This window comes from Agromyces atrinae (assembly GCF_013407835.1).
Lineage (GTDB): Bacteria > Actinomycetota > Actinomycetes > Actinomycetales > Microbacteriaceae > Agromyces > Agromyces atrinae.
On sequence record NZ_JACCBI010000001.1, the window covers coordinates 3,053,246 to 3,070,703 of the forward strand.

Annotated in this window: 16 protein-coding genes; 8 read left to right on the plus strand and 8 right to left on the minus strand. The window is 70.6% G+C overall.

What is annotated here, in order from left to right:
* Window positions 1-100: 100 nt before the first annotated feature.
* The 3 genes from hutH to BJ972_RS14145 all read right to left on the minus strand — a co-directional run bounded on the left by hutH (window position 101) and on the right by BJ972_RS14145 (window position 3,405).
* A complete protein-coding gene (gene hutH / locus BJ972_RS14135; RefSeq protein ID WP_129176337.1) occupies window positions 101-1,654 on the minus strand; it encodes a histidine ammonia-lyase in 1,554 nt (517 codons plus the stop codon).
* Window positions 1,655-1,880: 226 nt separating this feature from the next.
* Window positions 1,881-2,687, minus strand: a complete 807-nt coding sequence (locus BJ972_RS14140) for an immunity protein CdiI family protein (RefSeq protein WP_129176335.1) — start codon at window positions 2,685-2,687, stop codon at window positions 1,881-1,883.
* A 259-nt stretch (window positions 2,688-2,946) separates the two neighbouring features.
* Window positions 2,947-3,405, minus strand: coding sequence for an SRPBCC family protein (locus BJ972_RS14145; protein ID WP_129176333.1), 459 nt, complete (start codon window positions 3,403-3,405; stop codon window positions 2,947-2,949).
* Between the two features lie 439 nt (window positions 3,406-3,844).
* Here BJ972_RS14145 and BJ972_RS14150 point away from each other — a divergent pair, with 439 nt between their 5' ends.
* A complete protein-coding gene (locus BJ972_RS14150; RefSeq protein WP_129176331.1) occupies window positions 3,845-4,603 on the plus strand; it encodes an IclR family transcriptional regulator in 759 nt (252 codons plus the stop codon).
* A 162-nt stretch (window positions 4,604-4,765) separates the two neighbouring features.
* Here BJ972_RS14150 and BJ972_RS14155 read toward each other — a convergent pair whose 3' ends face one another.
* The 4 genes from BJ972_RS14155 to BJ972_RS14170 form a co-directional block, all read right to left on the minus strand.
* The gene (locus BJ972_RS14155) at window positions 4,766-5,326 is read right to left on the minus strand and encodes an antibiotic biosynthesis monooxygenase (protein WP_129176329.1); all 561 of its coding nucleotides are present in this window, start codon (window positions 5,324-5,326) and stop codon (window positions 4,766-4,768) included.
* Between the two features lie 36 nt (window positions 5,327-5,362).
* Window positions 5,363-6,370, minus strand: coding sequence for an alpha/beta hydrolase (locus BJ972_RS14160; RefSeq protein WP_129176327.1), 1,008 nt, complete (start codon window positions 6,368-6,370; stop codon window positions 5,363-5,365).
* A gap of 85 nt (window positions 6,371-6,455) precedes the next feature.
* On the minus strand, window positions 6,456-6,845 hold the full coding sequence (locus tag BJ972_RS14165; RefSeq protein WP_129176325.1) for a hypothetical protein: 390 nt from the start codon (window positions 6,843-6,845) through the stop codon (window positions 6,456-6,458).
* A 4-nt stretch (window positions 6,846-6,849) separates the two neighbouring features.
* Window positions 6,850-7,323 (minus strand): GNAT family N-acetyltransferase, encoded by a 474-nt coding sequence (locus tag BJ972_RS14170; protein ID WP_129176323.1) that lies wholly within the window; start codon window positions 7,321-7,323, stop codon window positions 6,850-6,852.
* 309 nt (window positions 7,324-7,632) lie between these two features.
* On the opposite strand from BJ972_RS14170, the gene BJ972_RS14175 reads away from it, so the two are divergent.
* The 7 genes from BJ972_RS14175 (at window position 7,633) to BJ972_RS14205 (ending at window position 16,265) form a co-directional block, all read left to right on the plus strand.
* Window positions 7,633-9,765 (plus strand): DEAD/DEAH box helicase, encoded by a 2,133-nt coding sequence (locus tag BJ972_RS14175; RefSeq protein WP_129176321.1) that lies wholly within the window; start codon window positions 7,633-7,635, stop codon window positions 9,763-9,765.
* A 302-nt stretch (window positions 9,766-10,067) separates the two neighbouring features.
* On the plus strand, window positions 10,068-11,252 hold the full coding sequence (locus BJ972_RS14180; RefSeq protein WP_129176439.1) for a thiolase family protein: 1,185 nt from the start codon (window positions 10,068-10,070) through the stop codon (window positions 11,250-11,252).
* Window positions 11,252-11,989, plus strand: coding sequence for an enoyl-CoA hydratase/isomerase family protein (locus BJ972_RS14185; protein WP_129176319.1), 738 nt, complete (start codon window positions 11,252-11,254; stop codon window positions 11,987-11,989). Before BJ972_RS14180 ends, BJ972_RS14185 begins: the two co-directional genes overlap by 1 nt.
* Window positions 11,986-12,897: a 3-hydroxyacyl-CoA dehydrogenase family protein gene (locus BJ972_RS14190; RefSeq protein ID WP_129176317.1), complete on the plus strand. Its 912-nt coding sequence runs from the start codon at window positions 11,986-11,988 to the stop codon at window positions 12,895-12,897. The genes BJ972_RS14185 and BJ972_RS14190 overlap by 4 nt, the downstream gene beginning before the upstream one ends.
* Window positions 12,894-14,963 carry a phenylacetic acid degradation bifunctional protein PaaZ gene (gene paaZ / locus BJ972_RS14195; RefSeq protein WP_129176315.1) on the plus strand — a complete coding sequence of 690 codons (2,070 nt, stop codon included), beginning with the start codon at window positions 12,894-12,896 and terminating at the stop codon, window positions 14,961-14,963. The genes BJ972_RS14190 and paaZ overlap by 4 nt, the downstream gene beginning before the upstream one ends.
* A 111-nt stretch (window positions 14,964-15,074) precedes the next feature.
* The gene (locus tag BJ972_RS14200) at window positions 15,075-15,710 is read left to right on the plus strand and encodes a DUF6226 family protein (RefSeq protein ID WP_129176313.1); all 636 of its coding nucleotides are present in this window, start codon (window positions 15,075-15,077) and stop codon (window positions 15,708-15,710) included.
* Window positions 15,711-15,803: 93 nt separating this feature from the next.
* The gene (locus BJ972_RS14205; RefSeq protein WP_129176311.1) at window positions 15,804-16,265 is read left to right on the plus strand and encodes an ASCH domain-containing protein; all 462 of its coding nucleotides are present in this window, start codon (window positions 15,804-15,806) and stop codon (window positions 16,263-16,265) included.
* Between the two features lie 39 nt (window positions 16,266-16,304).
* Here the strand turns inward: BJ972_RS14205 and BJ972_RS16990 are convergent, their stop codons facing one another.
* Window positions 16,305-17,426: a DUF2510 domain-containing protein gene (locus BJ972_RS16990; RefSeq protein WP_206736541.1), complete on the minus strand. Its 1,122-nt coding sequence runs from the start codon at window positions 17,424-17,426 to the stop codon at window positions 16,305-16,307.
* Window positions 17,427-17,458 lie beyond the last annotated feature (32 nt).

The window sequence follows — 17,458 nt, forward strand, 5'->3', positions numbered from 1 at the left end:
ATCCGGCCTCGGGGTGCACAACGGTTGCCGGCTGACGATCCGCGCAGGTCTCGGCACGAATCCGACGCCTTTCGGCCGGCAACGGACGGTTCCGGCGACGTCACCCCAGCGCGCCCGCGGCCTGCTCCGCGACATCCCGCACCGCGCGCGAGCGCACGAGACCCGTCACGGCCTCGATCTCGGGCGCAAGGAACCGGTCGGGCCCGGGCACCGCGCCCGTCTCCGCGACGAGCGCGACGACCGCACCCGTCGCCGCGGCCGGCGCGAGCGGAGCGCGCAGCTGCAACCCGCGCGCCGCGGTCATGACCTCGATCGCGAGCACGCGCGTGAGGCCGTCGATCGCGCGGCGGAGCTTCCGTGCCGCGGCCCAGCCCATCGACACGTGGTCCTCCTGCATGGCCGACGACGGGATCGAGTCGACGGACGCGGGAGCCGCGAGGCGCTTCAGCTCCGACACGATGCCCGCGGCCGTGTACTGCGCGATCATGAGGCCCGAGTCGACGCCGACCTCGTGCGCGAGGAACGGCGGCAGCCCCTGGTTGCGCGCGCGGTCGAGGAACCGGTCGGTGCGTCGCTCCGACATGCTCGCGACGTCGGCGACGGCGATCGCGAGGAAGTCGAGCACGTAGCCGACGGGCGCTCCGTGGAAGTTGCCGTTCGATTCGACGCGCCCGTCGAGGGTCAGCACGGGGTTGTCGACGGCGCTCGCGAGCTCGGCATCGGCGACGGATGACGCGTGCGCGAGCGTGTCGCGGGCAGCACCGTGCACCTGCGGTGCGCACCGCAGCGAGTAGGCGTCCTGCACGCGGGTGCACTCCGGGCCGCGGTGGCTCGCGACGACGGGCGAACCGGCGAGCAGGGCGCGGAGGTTCGCGGCCGACACGGCCTGACCCGCCTGAGGTCGCAGTCGGTGCAGGTCTGCGGCGAAGACGGCATCCGTTCCGAGCAGCCCTTCGACGCTCATCGCGGCCGCGATGTCGGCCGTCGTGAGCAGCGCGTGCAGGTCGTCGATCGCGAGGGCGAGCATGCCGAGCATGCCGTCGGTGCCGTTGATGAGCGCGAGGCCCTCCTTCTCGGCGAGCACGAGGGGCGCGATGCCGGCGTCGTCGAGGGCCGCGGATGCCGGTGTCAGCGACCCGCCGACGCGCACCTCTCCCTCACCCATCGCCGCGAGGGCGACGTGCGCGAGCGGGGCGAGATCGCCCGAGCAGCCGAGCGATCCGTACTCGAAGACGCGCGGCGTGATGTCGGCGTTGAGCATGGCGGCGTACGTCTCGGCGACCTCGCGGCGCGCGCCCGTGCGTGCCGTCATGAGCGTAGAGAGGCGCAGCAGCTGCAGGGCCCGGATCACCTCGCGCTCGACCTCGTCGCCCGAGCCCGCGGCGTGCGACCGCACGAGGCTCGCCTGCAGCTGGGTGCGCCGGGTCGGATCGATGAACGTCGTCGCGAGGGCGCCGAAGCCCGTCGAGATCCCGTAGTGCGGCTCGGGATCGGCCGCGAGGCCCTCGACGACGAGGCGGCTCGCGGCGACGGAGTCGAGTGCCGCGGGATCGAGCTCGACGCGCGCGTCGTGCCGCGCGACGGCGACGACCTCGGCGATCGACAGGGCTCCGCTGCCGACGATGACGGATGACGCGTGCTGATCTTCTCGCATGCTCCGATTCCACCGCGCGAGTGGCGGCTACGGTGCGCTCTGTGCGCGCCTGCAGTCCGGGATGCCAGACGCCCGGCCTCCCGCCCCCGCGAGTTGCCGCAAACGCCCCGTCCGCAGCGCCCCGCACGGTGCATTCGCGGCAACTCGCAGGGGTGTGTTGCCATTCGTGGTGGGTGCGCGGACGCCGCAACCCGCCACGAGTGGCAACATGCCCCGGGGCGGGGCCCTAGGTCAGGGAGCGCAGCCGTGCGACGAGGGCGACAGTCTCGGGCGCGGGCGTCGAACGCCACGTGGATGACGCAGGGAAGAGCACACTCGTGTGCGGACCCACCGCATGCTGGAGGTCGGCCGCCAACCGGAAGCCGCTCACGAGATACTCGACCGTGCGTTCGGCGCCGAGCCAGCGATCGTTCCAGTCGCGGAGGCGCGCGACGAGTGTTTCGTCGAACCGGAGGGTGCCGGCGGCGAGGGGTTCATCGGGGCGATCGACGAGCGGAGTGCGATCGGCGAGCGGCATCCCGCTCTCGGTGGGTGCGAGAAGCACGCGTTCGGGCCGCCGGCCGGGCGTCCACACGAGCGCATCGAGGTCGACTCCGCGCGTCATGGCGCAGAACTCGCTCTCGGGCATCGCCTGCATCTGCTCGACGACGGTCGGCCGCCGGGGCGTGAAACGTCTTCCCTCGGGGCCGACCGCCTCGAAGTGAGCGTCTCCGGTCGGCGTCACGGCATCGCGGTCCTCGTCATCCCCGACGAACACAGTGGTGCCGGTGCCGAGCTCGGCCTGCAGTTCGGCGGCGAGGAGGAACTCGGCGACGGATGACTCGAGCGATGCCTCCGGAGACGGCCACTCGAAGTCGTCGCCGAGGTACGCCTCGATCGCAGCGTTCCATTCGGAGAGCCGCTGCTCGAGGTCGGCCGTGATGCCGAGGGCTCCGCGCGCGATCGGCCCCGGTTCGCCGTCGGGAGAGCGATCCCAGAGCGGCAGGTCGACCGAGTGCTCCCACATGAGACGGATGTGCGTCGGGCGGTTCATGCATCCACTCTATGAACGCGCTCCGTCATGCGCCCCGCCGTTCGTGTCGCTCGCGGTGCGTCATCCGCTCACCTCGCCCATCGCGGGGTGTGTTGCCGCTCGTGGTGGGTGCGAGGCGGCCGCAACCCGCCACGAGTGGCAACATGACGCGGCGCCGCGCGGGGAAGCGCGGCCGCGCCCCGCGGCGGCCGTGAGTTGCCACTTTCGGCCCGTGTCGGGCCCTCCGCACGGGCCGAAAGTGGCAACTCGCCGGCGTGGTTCAGGCGCCGGGGCGCTCGGCGCGGGCGACGAGCACTCGGTTGCGCTCGGCGATGAGGCGGCGGAGGTGACCCCCGAGCGCGAGGCGTTCGGCGAGCGTGCCGAGGGGGCCGAGCGGGGCGGATGCCTCGATGCGATCGATCATCGTCGAGCCGGTGCCGCGCTCGATGAAGAGATGTTCGTGGCGGAAGCTCCGGAACGGTCCGCGGGTCTGCTCGTCGACGAAGCGCGACGGGCGGTCGAGTGCGGTCACGGACGACGTCATGTTCCAGACGATGCCGAAGTGGCGTGCGCGCCACGTCACCGACTCGCCGAGTCCGATCGCGCCCGAGGTGACTCCGGCGACGGCGCGTTCGTTCGTGCCGTGCATCGAGGCGACGTGGGCGTCGACGTCGAGGGAGAGATCGAAGAGGGCCTCGCGCGGTGCCGTGGAGTGCGTCGTGAGTTCGAAGCGGAACACGGGCCTCCTGACGATCGTCGCCTCATTGTCGCAGTCGGTCGGATGACGGTGTGGTGTGTAGGGGAGACGCGCGTGTGTAGGCCCGGGCGCCTCGCGTCCGCCTACGAAGGGCGCGAAAGCCTACAAACCGAGGGGCGGTGGCGGCACGGCGGCACGGCGCCTACGGCGTTGCGGCACGGCGGTCCTACGGCGTGGCGGCACGGCGGCTGGCCGGGATGACGGTGCGGTGCGTAGGGGAAACGCGCGTGTGTAGGCCCGGGCGCCTCGCGTCCGCCTACGAAGGGCGCGAAAGCCTACAATCCGATGTGGCGGGCGGCCGGTGTCGCGGTGGCGGTCGTGGCGGTGATGTTGGCGGCAGGCGGCCGCGGTGGCGGTACCGGTCGCGATCGCGGACGGGATCAGCCGAACCCCGAACCCTAGACTGGCGCCGGAGGTGCACGTGGTCGAACCGAAGGTTCCGGCGGCCGATCAGGCCCTGCGCATCCTGTCGCACCTCGCCGCGCAGCGCGGTCCGCAGCCCGCGACGGCGATCGCGACGGCCCTCGACCTGCCCCGCTCGACCGTCTACCACCTGCTCGCGACGCTGCAGCATCGTGGGTTCGTCGTGCACCTTCCCGAAGAGCGTCGCTACGGACTCGGCGTCGCCGCGTTCGAGCTCTCGAGCGGATTCTCGCGGCAGCAACCCCTCGCGCGCCTCGGCCGCCCCCTCGTCGCGAGCCTCGTCGACCGGCTCGGCGAGAGCGGTCACCTCGCCGTGCTGCACGGGCGCGACGTGCTCTATCTCGTCGAGGAGCGCGCCCCCCGCCGCCCCTCGCTCATCACCGATGTCGGCGTGCGCCTTCCCGCTCACCTCACCGCGACGGGTCGCGCGATGCTCGCGGCACTGCCTCCCGCGCAGCTTCGTGCGCTCTACCCCGACGCCGCGGCGTTCGCGGGCGACGACGGCTGGACTTACGGCCGCCTCAAGCGCCTGCTCGCCGACGTGCGCGCCGACGGCTTCGCGCGCGAGCACGGCGAGGTCTCGACGGGGCTCTCCTCGGTCGGCGTCGCCGCCCTCGACCACCTCGGATGGCCCGCCGCCGCGATCGCCGTGACCTTCGCGAACGACATCGACGACGAGCGTCTCGCCGCCCTCACCTCATCGACGACGGATGCCGCGAGCGAGCTCTCTCGTCGAATCCGAGGCATCGGCCGCTGAGGCCCGCCCGCCCGGAACCGCGGCCCGCGTCATCCGGCCGCCGCGCGCCCCCGAACGAAACATCCGCCCGCGTCATCCGCCCACCGTCCGCCGGAACTCCGCCGATGCGCCGGAGCGATTCGGCCGCGACCCTCCGGCACAGCGCCAGAACTCCGGCGAAACCTACCGCGCCCGATGCAACCAGGGCGCGAGCAGGCGTGTGATGAACGGCAGCCCCCAGTACGTCATGATCGGCGTGAGGATGACGGTGCTGACGAGCAGCCGCAGGGCGAGATGCGTCTCGTTCCAGAACGGCAGCAGCCCGAGCAGCGCGCTCACGACGAGGTTCGCGGGGAAGAAGATGAGCCAGATGCTGATCGCCTGCTTCCATCGCGGGGGCGACGTGACGACCTCGATGCCGCGCGTCGGTGTGGGGTCGTCGAACCACCCCTCGATGCCGGTGCGGCGTTGCACGCGCGATTCGCGCACGAAGTCGCTCGCCTGCGCGAGCCACGAGGTGCGGTCGTCGGAGTGCTCCCACTCGATGAGTCGCTCCTCGTCCTCGAAGCGGTAGAGCATGTGCCACGTCGTCGAGGTGGCGCCGTCGCGCACCCACCCCGAACCGAGGAAGCCCGGATAGGTGTTCGCGAGGTTCACTCCCGCTTGCACCCAACGTGTCGCTTCACCGATGCGCCGGGGATCGACCTGGCGTTCGATGGCGACCGTCACGGTCTGATCTGTCATGCATCCAGCGTCGCACCCGCGCATGGCGGGCAGGTTTCAGGAGGCCGCGAGGTGCGTGTGCAGGAACGCCGAGACGCGCGTGCGGAGGGCGTCGTCGAGGATGCCGATCGAGTGGTCGTCACCCGGAACGATCGCGAGGTCGAGCGGCACCCCGGCGGTCAGCAGGGCTGCGGCGAAGCGCTCGGCCTGGCCCACGGGCACGACCTCGGCCTCGGCGTGACCGACGAAGAACGGCGGATCGCTCGCGTCGAGGTGGCTGATCGCCGAGGCCTCGGATGCCGCGGGGCACTCGCCGCCGTCGCAGCCGAGGTAGGCGCCGACGATTCCGTGGAGCCACATGCTGCTCGCGTCGGCCTCGAGGGCCTCGGTCGTGAGCTCGATGGGACCCGAGAGCTCGACGACGGCCGCGACGCGCGACCCGGTGTCGAGCGGGCCTTCGCCGCGTGCGCCGAGGAGCGCCGCGAGGTTGCCGCCGGCCGAGCCGCCGAACGCGCCGATGCGGGCCGGGTCGATGCCGTAGTCGGCGGCGTTCGTGCGGAGGAAGTCGACCGCGAGCGACACGTCGTCGATCGCGGCGGGGAACGTCGCGTCGGGAACGAGCCGGTAGTTGACGGATGCCGCGACGAAGCCTTCGCTCGCGAGCCAGAGGCACACGCGTCGCCAGTCGTCGTTCGCCTTGTCGCCGCGCGCCCAGCTTCCGCCGTGGATCGAGACGACCGCGGGCAGGGCGGTCGGATCGGCTCCGTCGACCGCGGCGGGCGAGCAGACATCCAGCGTCAGGAGGGTGCCGTCGTCACGCGTTCCGTAGGGGATGTCGGCCTCGACGTCGATCGTCGACGGCGGGATGAACGTGCGGATTCCGATGATCTCGGGCGACACGACCTCGCTCTCGGCGAGGGCCGGTTCGGGGTCGATCTCGTTCACCGGAACGTGGAACGCCGACAGCGCGAACACGCCAAGGGCCGCGGTGAGTGCGGCGGCGGCGATTCCCGCCGCTCGCAGTCTGCGGGCGCCGTGGCCGCCCCGGTGTCGGGTCGGGGTCACGTGCGCTCCGGATTCAGGGGTGCAGTGATGCTAACCCGCCGAATGACAGGGAGCAAGCGCTCTCACGAGGTCGCGTCTCTGCGCGTCATCCCGCGGCGAGCGGAGCCGCGATCGAGACGACGAGCGAGACCGCTCCGACGCTCAAAAGGATGACGGTCAGGAGTTTCAGGACCCGCGTCGACGGGCGCCCCGGTTCGAGGATCATGCGCGACGCGTCGCGGTCGCTGTAGTACACGCGCTGGTCGTCGGGGTCGGTGACCTCGGCGCGTTCGTGGTGCGACAGGGTGCGTTCGTGGAAGTCGCCGCCCACGAACCAGCGGGCGACGCCGTCGACGATGACGGCCTGCGTCGGAAGCCAGCGTCCGTCGACCGTGCGCATGGACGCCCAGATCACGAGGCAGACGAGTCCGGTGCCGAGGCCGAGCCACGACAACGACTCGGCGATGATCGCCACGAGGTCGAGGGGGCTCTGCACAGAATCAGGCTAGCGCGGAGGCGGCGAGAGATTTCGCGAAACAGACCGAATGCGCCTCACCGACGTACTGACCGAACTGCGGGATCTCGACGTAGCCGTGCCGGCGGTAGAGCGCTTGGGCGGCATCGTGCAGATCACCGGTCTCGAGCACGATGCGACGGATGCCTCGGATCGCGGCATCCGATTCGATGGTCTCGAGGAGGAGCGAGGCGACGCCGAGACCGCGCGAGGCGGGGTCGACGAACATGCGCTTGAGTTCGCCCTCGCCGGCATCCTTCACCAATGCGGCGATGCCGACGGCGCGACCCTCGTCGCGCACGACGTAGAACGAGACGGCGGGCGCCTCGAGCGTCGCGATGTCGAGCAGGAAGTTCGACTCGGGCGGATAGAGGCTCTCGGCGTACGCGGTGCTGCCGTCGAGGAGGCGTTCGATCTCCGCCTGACGAGGCGGTTCGATGGCGATGGTGAGGGGTGGCACGGCGCGAGTTTACGGTGCGCGTGTTTCGCCGACATTGCTTGTCGGGGGTGAGCGGATGACGCGTGCGAGCCGATCAGCGGGCGATTCTCAGGGTCGACGTGTACAGTAGCCGAGTCGGTCTTAGGCACCGCGCAGTTGTGCGCGGATGGGTTTGTGAGTCTGAGGGCCGGTTTCGTCGCAGTCAGCGACGGATAGTCACCGTATGTGAACGGCCCCGGTCGATGAGTGCCCGGGTTCTCAGAGAGAGCTGCGCGAATACGCGCGAGTTTCGTCTGCCATGTGCACGAATGAACCCAGGAAGACACTGTTATGCCCAAGAACACCTCGAGCGACAACCGCCCGAACTTCGACCCGTCCTACGCGAAGGGCAGCCGTAAGTTCGCCCCGAAGAAGGCTGCGCCCAAGTCGGGCTCGCGGAGCCCCGGCCACCGCGGCTACAAGGAAGAGACCGAAGCGCCCCGCAAGGAGCGCTGGAGCCGCGACGAGCGCGTCGCCCAGGGCCGTTCGCCGCACCGTGCCGAGCGCCCGGGCCGCGAAGAGCGTTCCGGCGAGCGCCCCCGCTACGACCGTGACGACCGCGCACCGCGTCGCGATGACCGTGGCGGCGACCGCGCCCCGCGTTCATTCGACCGTGATGACCGCGCACCGCGCCGCGACGACCGGAGCGACCGTGCCCCGCGTCGTGACGACCGTGCACCGCGCTCGTTCGACCGCAACGATCGCGCGCCTCGTCGTGATGACCGTGGCGGCGACCGTGCCCCGCGTTCGTTCGACCGTGACGACCGTGCGCCCCGTCGCGATGACCGTGCGCCCCGTTCGTTCGATCGCAACGATCGCGCCCCGCGTCGTGACGACCGTGGGAGCGACCGTGCTCCTCGGTCGTTCGACCGTGACGACCGCGCGCCCCGTCGTGATGACCGTGCGCCCCGTTCGTTCGATCGCAACGATCGCGCCCCGCGTCGCGACGACCGTGGGAGCGACCGTGCTCCTCGCTCGTTCGACCGCGATGACCGCGCGCCCCGCCGTGACGACCGCGCCGAGCGCCCGCGCTTCGACCGTGCGCCCCGCCGCGACGACCGCAGCGACCGCCCCCGTTTCGACCGCGACGACCGCGGCCCCCGTCGCGACGAGCGTGCACCCCGTGCCGCTCACGGCGGCGCCCCCGCCCGTGGCGAGTCGAAGTTCTACCCGACGCGCGAAGAGAAGAACTTCACCCCGCAGGATGACGTCGTGCTCGAGCGTCTCGAAGCGCAGGCCATCCAGGCGCAGGACGTCGACGGTGTGACCTTCGGCGACCTCGGCCTCGGTGGCAACATCGTGCGCACGCTCGGCGAACTCGGCGCGGCATCCCCCTTCCCCATCCAGGCCGCGACGATCCCCGTCGTGCTCGAGGGCCGCGACGTGCTCGGCCGTGGACGCACGGGCTCCGGTAAGACGATCGCCTTCGGTGCTCCGACGGTCGAGCGGCTCATGGAGAACAACGGCGGCAAGAACCGCAAGATGGGCCGGAAGCCCCGCGCTCTCATCCTCGCGCCGACGCGTGAGCTCGCCCTGCAGATCGACCGCACGGTGCAGCCCATCGCTCGCTCGGTGGGACTCTTCACGACGCAGATCTACGGCGGTGTTCCCCAGTTCCGTCAGGTGAGCGCGCTGCAGCGCGGCGTCGACATCATCATCGGCACGCCGGGTCGCATCGAAGACCTCATCGACCAGGGCAAGCTCGACCTCAGCGAGGTCGTCATCACCGTGCTCGACGAGGCCGACCACATGTGCGACCTCGGCTTCCTCGAGCCCGTGCAGCGCATCCTGCGCCACACCGCCGACCAGGGCCAGAAGCTGCTCTTCTCGGCGACCCTCGACAAGGGCGTCGCGACGCTCGTCGACGAGTTCCTCGTGAACCCGGCCGTGCACGAGGTCGCCGGCGAAGACCAGGCGTCGTCGACGATCGAGCACCGCGTGCTCCTCATCGAGAACTCCGACAAGCGCCAGATCGTCGCCCAGCTCTCCGACCGCGAGGGCAAGACCCTCGTGTTCTCGCGTACCCGTGCCTTCGCCGAAGACCTCACGGACTTCCTCGAAGACCGCGGCATCCGCGCTGTCTCGCTGCACGGCGACCTCAACCAGGCCCGCCGCACGCGCAACCTCCACCAGCTCACGAGCGGCAAGGTCAACGTGCTCGTCGCGACCGACGTCGCGGCTCGCGGAATCCACGTGGATGACATCGACCTCGTCATCCAGGCCGATGCGCCCGACGAATACAAGACGTACCTGCACCGCGCCGGCCGCACGGGCCGCGCGGGCAAGCTCGGTACCGTCGTGACGCTCATCCCGCGCAACCGTCAGCGCCGCATGGACGAGCTGCTCGAGCGCGCCGAGATCGAGGCCGAGTTCGAGCGCGTCACCCCCGGTGACGAGGTTCTGCAGAAGCTCCAGAACGCCTAGTCACACCCTGTGTCGCCGAGAGGGCGATTCGCATCGGTAGCCGCCCGTCGGCACCCCTGCGGATCGCCCTCTCGCCATTCCCTCCCCCCACCACCCCGGTTTGTGACTCGTTGATGTCGTTCTGAGCGGCCGATAGCGGCATGAACGAGTCACAAACGGGTGGGGTGGGAAAGGTCTGCGTGCGCGGCGTTGCCGCAGAGTCATCCGTTTGCCATACTTACTGAACGATCGTTCACTAATTCCGATCGGGGTGCGGCGGATGACTCGTGCGCACCCACCAGACGACGACGTCGGGAGGCGGCATGGCCGAGGCGTACCTCGTCGGCGGTGTGCGCACCCCGATCGGGCGATACGGCGGGTCGCTCTCGCGCGTGCGCCCTGACGACCTCGCGGCACTCGTCGTCGGCGAGGCCGTGCGGCGGTCCGGAGTGCCGCCCGAAGCGATCGACGAGGTCGTGCTCGGCGCCGCGAACCAGGCAGGCGAGGACAACCGCAACGTCGCGCGCCTCGCCGTGCTGCTCGCGGGACTGCCCGACACGGTGCCCGGCATCACCGTCAACAGGCTCTGCGCGTCGGGCCTCTCGGCGATCGCGATCGCCGCTCAGATGATCCGTGCGGGCGACGCCGACGTCGTCGTCGCGGGTGGCGTCGAATCGATGAGCCGAGCCCCGTGGGTGCAGGGCAAACCCGTGAAGGCCTTCGCGAAGCCCGCGCCGCAGTTCGACTCGACGATCGGCTGGCGCTTCACGAACCCGCGCCTCGCCGCGCGTGAGAAGACCACGTACTCGATGCCCGAGACCGCCGAGGAGGTCGCGCGCATCGACGGCATCACCCGCGCCGACGCCGATGCCTTCGCCCTCGAGAGTCACCGCCGCGCGATCGCTGCGATCGACGCGGGGCGCTTCGACGACGAGATCATCGCCGTCGCGACCGACCGCGGCGACGTCTCGGCAGACGAGGCTCCCCGACGCGACACGTCGCTCGCGTCGCTCCGCGACCTGCGGCCCGTCGTGCCGGGCGGTTCCGTCGTCACGGCGGGCAACTCGAGCGGGCTGAACGACGGGGCCGCGGCGGTCGTCGTCGCGAGTGGAGCGGCGATCGAGCGGTACGGCCTCTCTGCACGTGCGCGCGTCATCGGCGGTGCGACCGCGGCTCTCGCCCCCGAGATCATGGGGCTCGGCCCCGTGCCCGCGACCGAGAAGGCACTCGCTCGTGCGGGCCTCAGGGTCGCCGACCTCGACGCCGTCGAGCTCAACGAGGCCTTCGCGACGCAGTCGCTCGCGAGCATCCGCCGACTGGGGCTCGACCCGGCACGGGTGAACGCCGACGGCGGAGCGATCGCGCTCGGTCACCCGCTCGGATCGAGCGGAGCCCGCATCGTCGTCACGCTGCTCGGCCGCCTCGAGCGTGAGGGCGGCTCGATCGGCCTCGCGACGATGTGCGTCGGCGTCGGCCAGGGCGTCGCCCTGATCGTGGAGCGTGTGTGATGACCGAGGCCCTGCGTATCGAACGGCTCCCTGATCGGGTCGTCGCGACCCTCGATCGCCCGGCGTCACGCAATGCGATCGACCGAGCCACGATCGATGCGCTGCACGCGCTCTGCGCCGAGCTCGAAGCCGAGCCGCGGCCCCTCATCATCACGGGTGCGGGCGGAGTCTTCGCGGCCGGCGCCGACATCGGAGAGCTCCGCGACCGACGCGCGGTCGACGCCGAGGAGGGCATCAACGTGTATGCCTTCGAGCGCATGAGTGCGCTTCCGCAGCCGGTCATCGCGGCGATCGACGGTGTCGCGCTCGGCGGCGGAGCCGAGTTGGCGTACGCCGCCGACATCCGTCTCGCATCGACGACCGCCCGCTTCGGCAACCCCGAACCGGCGCTCGGCATCATCGCGGGGGCGGGCGCTTCGTGGAGACTCGGCGAGATCGTCGGGCGGGGGCGAGCCTCCGAACTGCTCCTCACCGGCCGCATCATCGAGGCCGATGAGGCGCTCGCCATCGGTCTCGTCACGTCGCTCCACCCGGTCGGCGAACTGATGGCCGCGGCCCACCAGATCGTCGATTCGATCGTGCGGAACGACTCTGCCGCGACGGCGGCCACGAAGCGCGTGCTGCGCGCGCCGCGGCAGGAACACCCGGCGATCGACATCCGCGAGCAGGCGGTGCTCTTCGAGAGCGCCGAGAAGCACCGACGCATGACGGCCTTCCTCGAGAGGAGATCACGATGACCGAGAAGGTTCCCGACGAGGTCGGCGTGGTCGGCGGCGGTCGCATGGGCGCGGGCATCGCCCACGCGTTCCTCACCGCCGGCGCGCGCGTCACGATCGTCGAGCAGAGCGCGCGGGCGGCGGATGTCGCGAGCGAGCGTCTCCGCCGGATCGTCGACGAGTCGGCGCGGCGGGCGGCCGGTGGCGCAGCGCCACGGTTCGGGTCGGCGCTCGACCCGGCGGCCGGAGCGAACGGATCGTCCGATGTGTTCGAGCGCGTGAGCGTCGTCGTCGGGGTGGACGCGCTCGCGGGATGCTCGCTCGTCATCGAAGCGGTGCCCGAGATCTCCGAGCTGAAGCGCGAGACGCTGAGCCGCGTCGAGAGCGTCGTCGCCCGCGACGCGACGATCGCGACCAACACGTCGTCGATCTCGGTCGCCGAGCTCGCGGATGCGCTCGAGCACCCCGACCGCTTCCTCGGCATGCATTTCTTCAACCCGGTGCCCGTGTCGCAACTCGTCGAGATCGTGTCGGGCGCGGCGACGGGGTCGTTCGTGTCGGCAGCCGCCGCCGGGTGGGTGCGCGCGCTCGGCAAGGTGCCGATCCTCGTGCGCGATTCGCCCGGGTTCGCCTCGTCGCGGCTCGGGGTCGCCCTCGGGCTCGAGGCGATCCGGCTGCTCGAGGACGGCGTCGCGAGCGCGGCCGACATCGACGCGGCGATGACGCTCGGCTACCGCCATCCCGTCGGGCCTCTGCGCCTCACCGATCTCATCGGTCTCGACGTGCGCCTCGACATCGCCGAGTACCTCGCCGAACGGCTGGGGCCGCGGTTCGAGCCGCCGGCGCTGTTGCGCCAGCTCGTCGCGGAGGGACGGCTGGGCCGCAAGAGCGGCGCCGGCTTCTACGACTGGACCGAGGAGAACGCATGACCGGGGTGCTGCCGAGCTACGTCGTGGGCGCATGGTGGGAACCGGAGTCCGACGCCGGAGCGACCGACGTGCGCGACGCGTCGACGGGCGAGATCGTCGCGCGGGTCTCGACGGACGGGCTCGATCTGGGCGCGGCGCTCGAGTACGCGCGCACGACGGGGCAGGCGAGTCTCGGGGGGCTGACATTCCATGAGCGCGCCGTGCTGCTCAAGCGATTCGCGCTCACCCTGACCGAGCGGAAGAGCGAGCTGTACGAGATCTCGGCGCAGACGGGTGCGACGCAGCGCGACTCGTGGGTCGACATCGACGGCGGCATCGGCGTGCTCTTCTCGTACTCGTCGAAGGGTCGGCGTGAGCTGCCGAACGCCCGCGTCTACGTCGACGGCCCCGTCGAGCTGCTCTCGAAGGACGGCACATTCCTCGGCCGGCATGTGTTCACTCGACTGCCGGGCGTCGCCGTTCAGATCAACGCCTTCAACTTCCCCGTCTGGGGCGCGCTCGAGAAGTTCGCGCCTGCCTTTCTCGCAGGCGTGCCGACTCTCGTGAAGCCCGCGACGCCGACGGGTTACCTCGCCGAAGCCTTCGTGCGCATGCTCGTCGAGTCGGGCGACCTGCCCGAGGGCTCCCTGCAGCTCGTCTCCGGGTCGGTGCCCGGCCTGCTCGACGGGCTTCGCCTGGGTGACCTCGTCGCGTTCACCGGATCGGCGTCGACGGCCGAGACGCTGCGAGCGCACGCCGCCGTGCAGACGGGCGGAGTGCGCTTCACGAGCGAGACCGACTCGATCAACGCGTCGATCCTCGGCCCCGATGCCGCAGAGGGCACGCCCGAGTTCGACGCCTACGTGCGCCAGCTCGTCGTCGAGATGACGTCGAAGGCGGGTCAGAAGTGCACGGCCATCCGCCGTGCGATCGTGCCGAGCGCGGCGGTCGATGCCGTCATCCGTGCCGTGCAGGATCGGGTCGAACGCGTCGTCCTCGGCGACCCGCGTGCCGACGGAGTGACGATGGGGCCGCTCGCCTCGCTCGCGCAGCGTGACGAGGTGCGTCGACGTTGCGCCGAGCTCGCGGCGGGCGGCGGCGACCTCGTCGTCGGTTCGCTCGCCGACCCCGAGGTCGTACTCGCCGACGGCTCGCGCGGGGTCGTGCCCGACGGCGCCTTCATCGAGCCGCTGCTCTTCTCCTTCGCGGATGCCGCGAGCGACGCCCTCCACGACATCGAGGCCTTCGGACCCGTGTCGAGCATCGTCGGATACGACTCGCTGCAGGACGCAGTCGACCTCGTCGCGCGCGGCGGTGGCTCGCTCGTGACGAGCATCGCGACGCACGACCCGGTCGTCGCGGTCGAGCTCATGACGGGCATCTCGGCGTTCAACGGCCGCGTGCTGCTCCTCGATCGCGACGATGCGCGCTCGTCGACGGGCCACGGCTCGCCGTTGCCGAACCTCGTGCACGGCGGCCCGGGGCGCGCGGGCGGAGGCGAAGAGCTCGGCGGCATCCGCGCCGTGCTGCACCACATGCAGCGGACCGCCGTGCAGGGCTCGCCCGAGATGCTCACGGCGATCACGGGCATCTGGCACGCGGGTGCGGAGTCGCGGCCCGGCGGCACGCACCCGTTCCGGAAGAGCCTCGACGAACTGCGCATCGGCGATCAGGTGCTCTCGCCGCCCCGCACCGTCGGCCTCGACGACATCGAGACGTTCGCCGCGTTCACGGGCGACACGTTCTACGCGCACATGGACGAGGCCGCAGCCGAGGCCAACCCGTTCTTCCCCGGTCGCGTCGCGCACGGGTACCTGCTCGTGTCGTGGGCCGCCGGGCTCTTCGTCGATCCCGCGCCGGGCCCCGTGCTCGCGAACTCGGGTCTCGAGAACCTGCGCTTCGTGACGCCCGTGTCGCCGGGCGACGCGGTGCGCGTCGAGCTCACGGCGAAGCAGATCACCCCGCGCGAGACGGACGACTACGGCGAGGTGCGCTGGGATGCTGTCATCCGCAACCAGCACGACGACCTCGTCGCGAGCTACGACGTGCTCACCCTCGTGGCGAAGCACGCGTCATCCGCCCCCTGACCCGCGCGCCCCTCTCGCCGCCCTTCCGTCTCGGCGTCACGAATGTGCTGTTCAGGACGTCTTAAGAGCACATTTGTGACGCCGAGACGGGTGGCGGGGGAGGATGGAGGGGTGACTTCTTACGTGCGACCGGTGATCGATGCGCCCGTCTTTCGCGACGCCGACGGTCAGGTCATCGACTACGGAAACCGCTGGCCGGGCTCGCCGCCCGACGACACGTACTCGGTCGACACGCACCCCGAGCGGTTCGCTCCGCTGCACACCGTCGCCGACGCGATCGTCGCGCACCTGCGCGAGACCTACGACGTCGAGATCGATGAGGGGGCGGATGTCGCGAGCGACGTCATCCGGCAGGCGGGAGACGTCGCTCGGGCGGTGCGCATCCGCCCGAACGATCCGACCTCTGCCGCGCTCACCGTCGTCTTCACGGCCTACCCCGGCATCGTCATCCACGCGGGCGAGCTGCACGAGTTCTTCTTCCCCACGTGCGGCTGCGACGCGTGCGACTCGCACTGGGAGGCCGAAGCCGGCGACCTCGAAATGCACGTGTTCGCGGTGGTGAACGGGTACTACAGCGAGAGCATCGAGAGCGGACCCGACCCGTGGATGGAGTACGCCATCGCTCTGCCCGACGGCAGCGGCAGGTCGGGTCGAGGTCGGCCCGACGGAGTCAGCGCCGAGCGTCTCGAGTCGGCGCGGGCGCTCCTCCCCGCGGGGCGCTGGGCGGCCTGGCCGCGCCTCCCGTGAGTTTCGGCGTCACGACACGCTGGCCATACCGCCGATGACCAGCGTGTCGTGACGCCGAGACGGGGTTGGTGGGGCTGCTCGTAGGCTGGGGAGGTGAGCGCAGAGACGACGATCGACGAGTTCTGGGCTGAGTGTCGAAAGGCCCTGCCCGACCTGCCCGCGGATGCACCCGAGGCCTGGGCGTTCGGCGCGACACCGGCTCACGCCGACGGTCTCCTCGCCCTCGTGCTCGCCGGAACGAAGACGGGAACGTCGTCGTCGCTGTGGGACTTCGAGCACACCGGCGAGGCGATGCCCGAGGTCGGCTGGTTGAACATCATCCTCGACGGGGCCGGCGTGCCCCGGGCCCTGCTCGAGACGACTCATGTCGAGGTCGTGCCCTTCGACGAGGTCTCCGCCGCTCACGCGTTCGCCGAGGGTGAGGGAGACCAGAGCCTCGCACACTGGCGCGCGGTGCACGAGCGGTACTGGCGCGAGCACTCCGACAGCCCGAAGGGCTTCGCGCCTGACATGCCCGTCGTCTGCGAACGGCTGAGACTGCTGTATCCCGCCTGACGTCACGACGGGATTCGCTCGCCTCCGCGTGGAAGTGGGTCAGTTCTCGATCGGCGGAGGCGGCGTCTCGTCGTCGAAGCACGCCAGGTCGCCGTCGTGAATCGCCTGCGCCTTCGCGTCGGTGCGCTCACTCATCGCGTACTCGCCGCGTGACGAGAGCTCCTCCCGGTCGGCCCCGAGGAACAGTACGGCGTACGAGTTCGTCGCGCCCTCGCCATACTCCACCGTCCATGCTGCGCCGTTGTAGGGCGAGTTCCACGAGCCCTGGCACTGGGTGTGCATGAGCTTGTGGGCGATCTCGTGTTTCACCGTCTGGACGAAGCGTGGCTGGTCGACGTACTCCATGGCGGTGTCGATGAAGATCTGCCCCCAGTTCGGTTCCATGGAACAGAAGTACGCCGCTCCTCGGTCGAGTCCGAAGCACTCCTTCAGCGAGAGATCGGTCGTCAGCTCGGCACCGACGAGATCGGCGATGGCCTGTCCGGCATCCCAGTACGTGCCATCCGCTCCGGGCTCGATGGGCATCGCGGCGATCTGCTCTTCGATCGCGACGAGTTCAGGCGCAAGAGGGAACGACTGGGTCGCGAGCGGCGTACCGATGCCGCCCGCGCGGAGCCGAGAGGTGAGATCCATGAACTCCCACGTCGTGTTCTCGTAGGCGTACGTGTCTGCCTCCGACTTCGAGTCGAACACCATCTCTTCGGCGCCGTACTCGTCGATGTACTCCTCGATGTACTCCAGGGCGGCAGTCGTGTACGCGACCGATTGACGCCAGGACATGTCGTTCCCCGGATAGTCGAGCGGGCTCTCGGCGCGGTCGGAGAAGGTGTCGCGCAGGTACTCGACCGACCGCTTGTAGTCGCTCGTCTCGGCGAGCGTGTACTTCGGGAAGAGCAGAGCCGACACCGGGCCCCACGCGACAGCGGTCACGACGCCGAGAACGACGACGACTCCGACCGAGATCAGGGTCGCGATGAGACCGGTGCGGCGCGGGCGTTGCGGACCGTCAGGAGCCCCCGCGGGTTCAGGAGCCCCCGCAGGTTCCGGCGTCGGCGCGACACGATGGACGTTCTCGGTCCACTGCGAACCGTCCCAATAGCGCAACTGACCCGGCGTTGAAGCGTCGGGATACCAACCGGCTCCCGGTGGCGTCGTAGACATGGTCCCCCCCATGGTGTGACTTCGAGCAGGCT

Bases quoted from the DNA above. Each gene is read 5' to 3' on its own strand.
- hutH (WP_129176337.1), bottom strand. From the start codon at position 1,654: ATGCGAGAAGATCAGCACGCGTCATCCGTCATCGTCGGCAGCGGAGCC.
- BJ972_RS14140 (WP_129176335.1), bottom strand. From the start codon at position 2,687: ATGAACCGCCCGACGCACATCCGTCTCATGTGGGAGCACTCGGTCGAC.
- BJ972_RS14155 (WP_129176329.1), bottom strand. From the start codon at position 5,326: ATGACAGATCAGACCGTGACGGTCGCCATCGAACGCCAGGTCGATCCC.
- BJ972_RS14175 (WP_129176321.1), top strand. From the start codon at position 7,633: ATGCCCAAGAACACCTCGAGCGACAACCGCCCGAACTTCGACCCGTCC.
- BJ972_RS14180 (WP_129176439.1), top strand. From the start codon at position 10,068: ATGGCCGAGGCGTACCTCGTCGGCGGTGTGCGCACCCCGATCGGGCGA.
- BJ972_RS14185 (WP_129176319.1), top strand. From the start codon at position 11,252: ATGACCGAGGCCCTGCGTATCGAACGGCTCCCTGATCGGGTCGTCGCG.
- BJ972_RS14190 (WP_129176317.1), top strand. From the start codon at position 11,986: ATGACCGAGAAGGTTCCCGACGAGGTCGGCGTGGTCGGCGGCGGTCGC.
- paaZ (WP_129176315.1), top strand. From the start codon at position 12,894: ATGACCGGGGTGCTGCCGAGCTACGTCGTGGGCGCATGGTGGGAACCG.
- BJ972_RS16990 (WP_206736541.1), bottom strand. From the start codon at position 17,426: ATGTCTACGACGCCACCGGGAGCCGGTTGGTATCCCGACGCTTCAACG.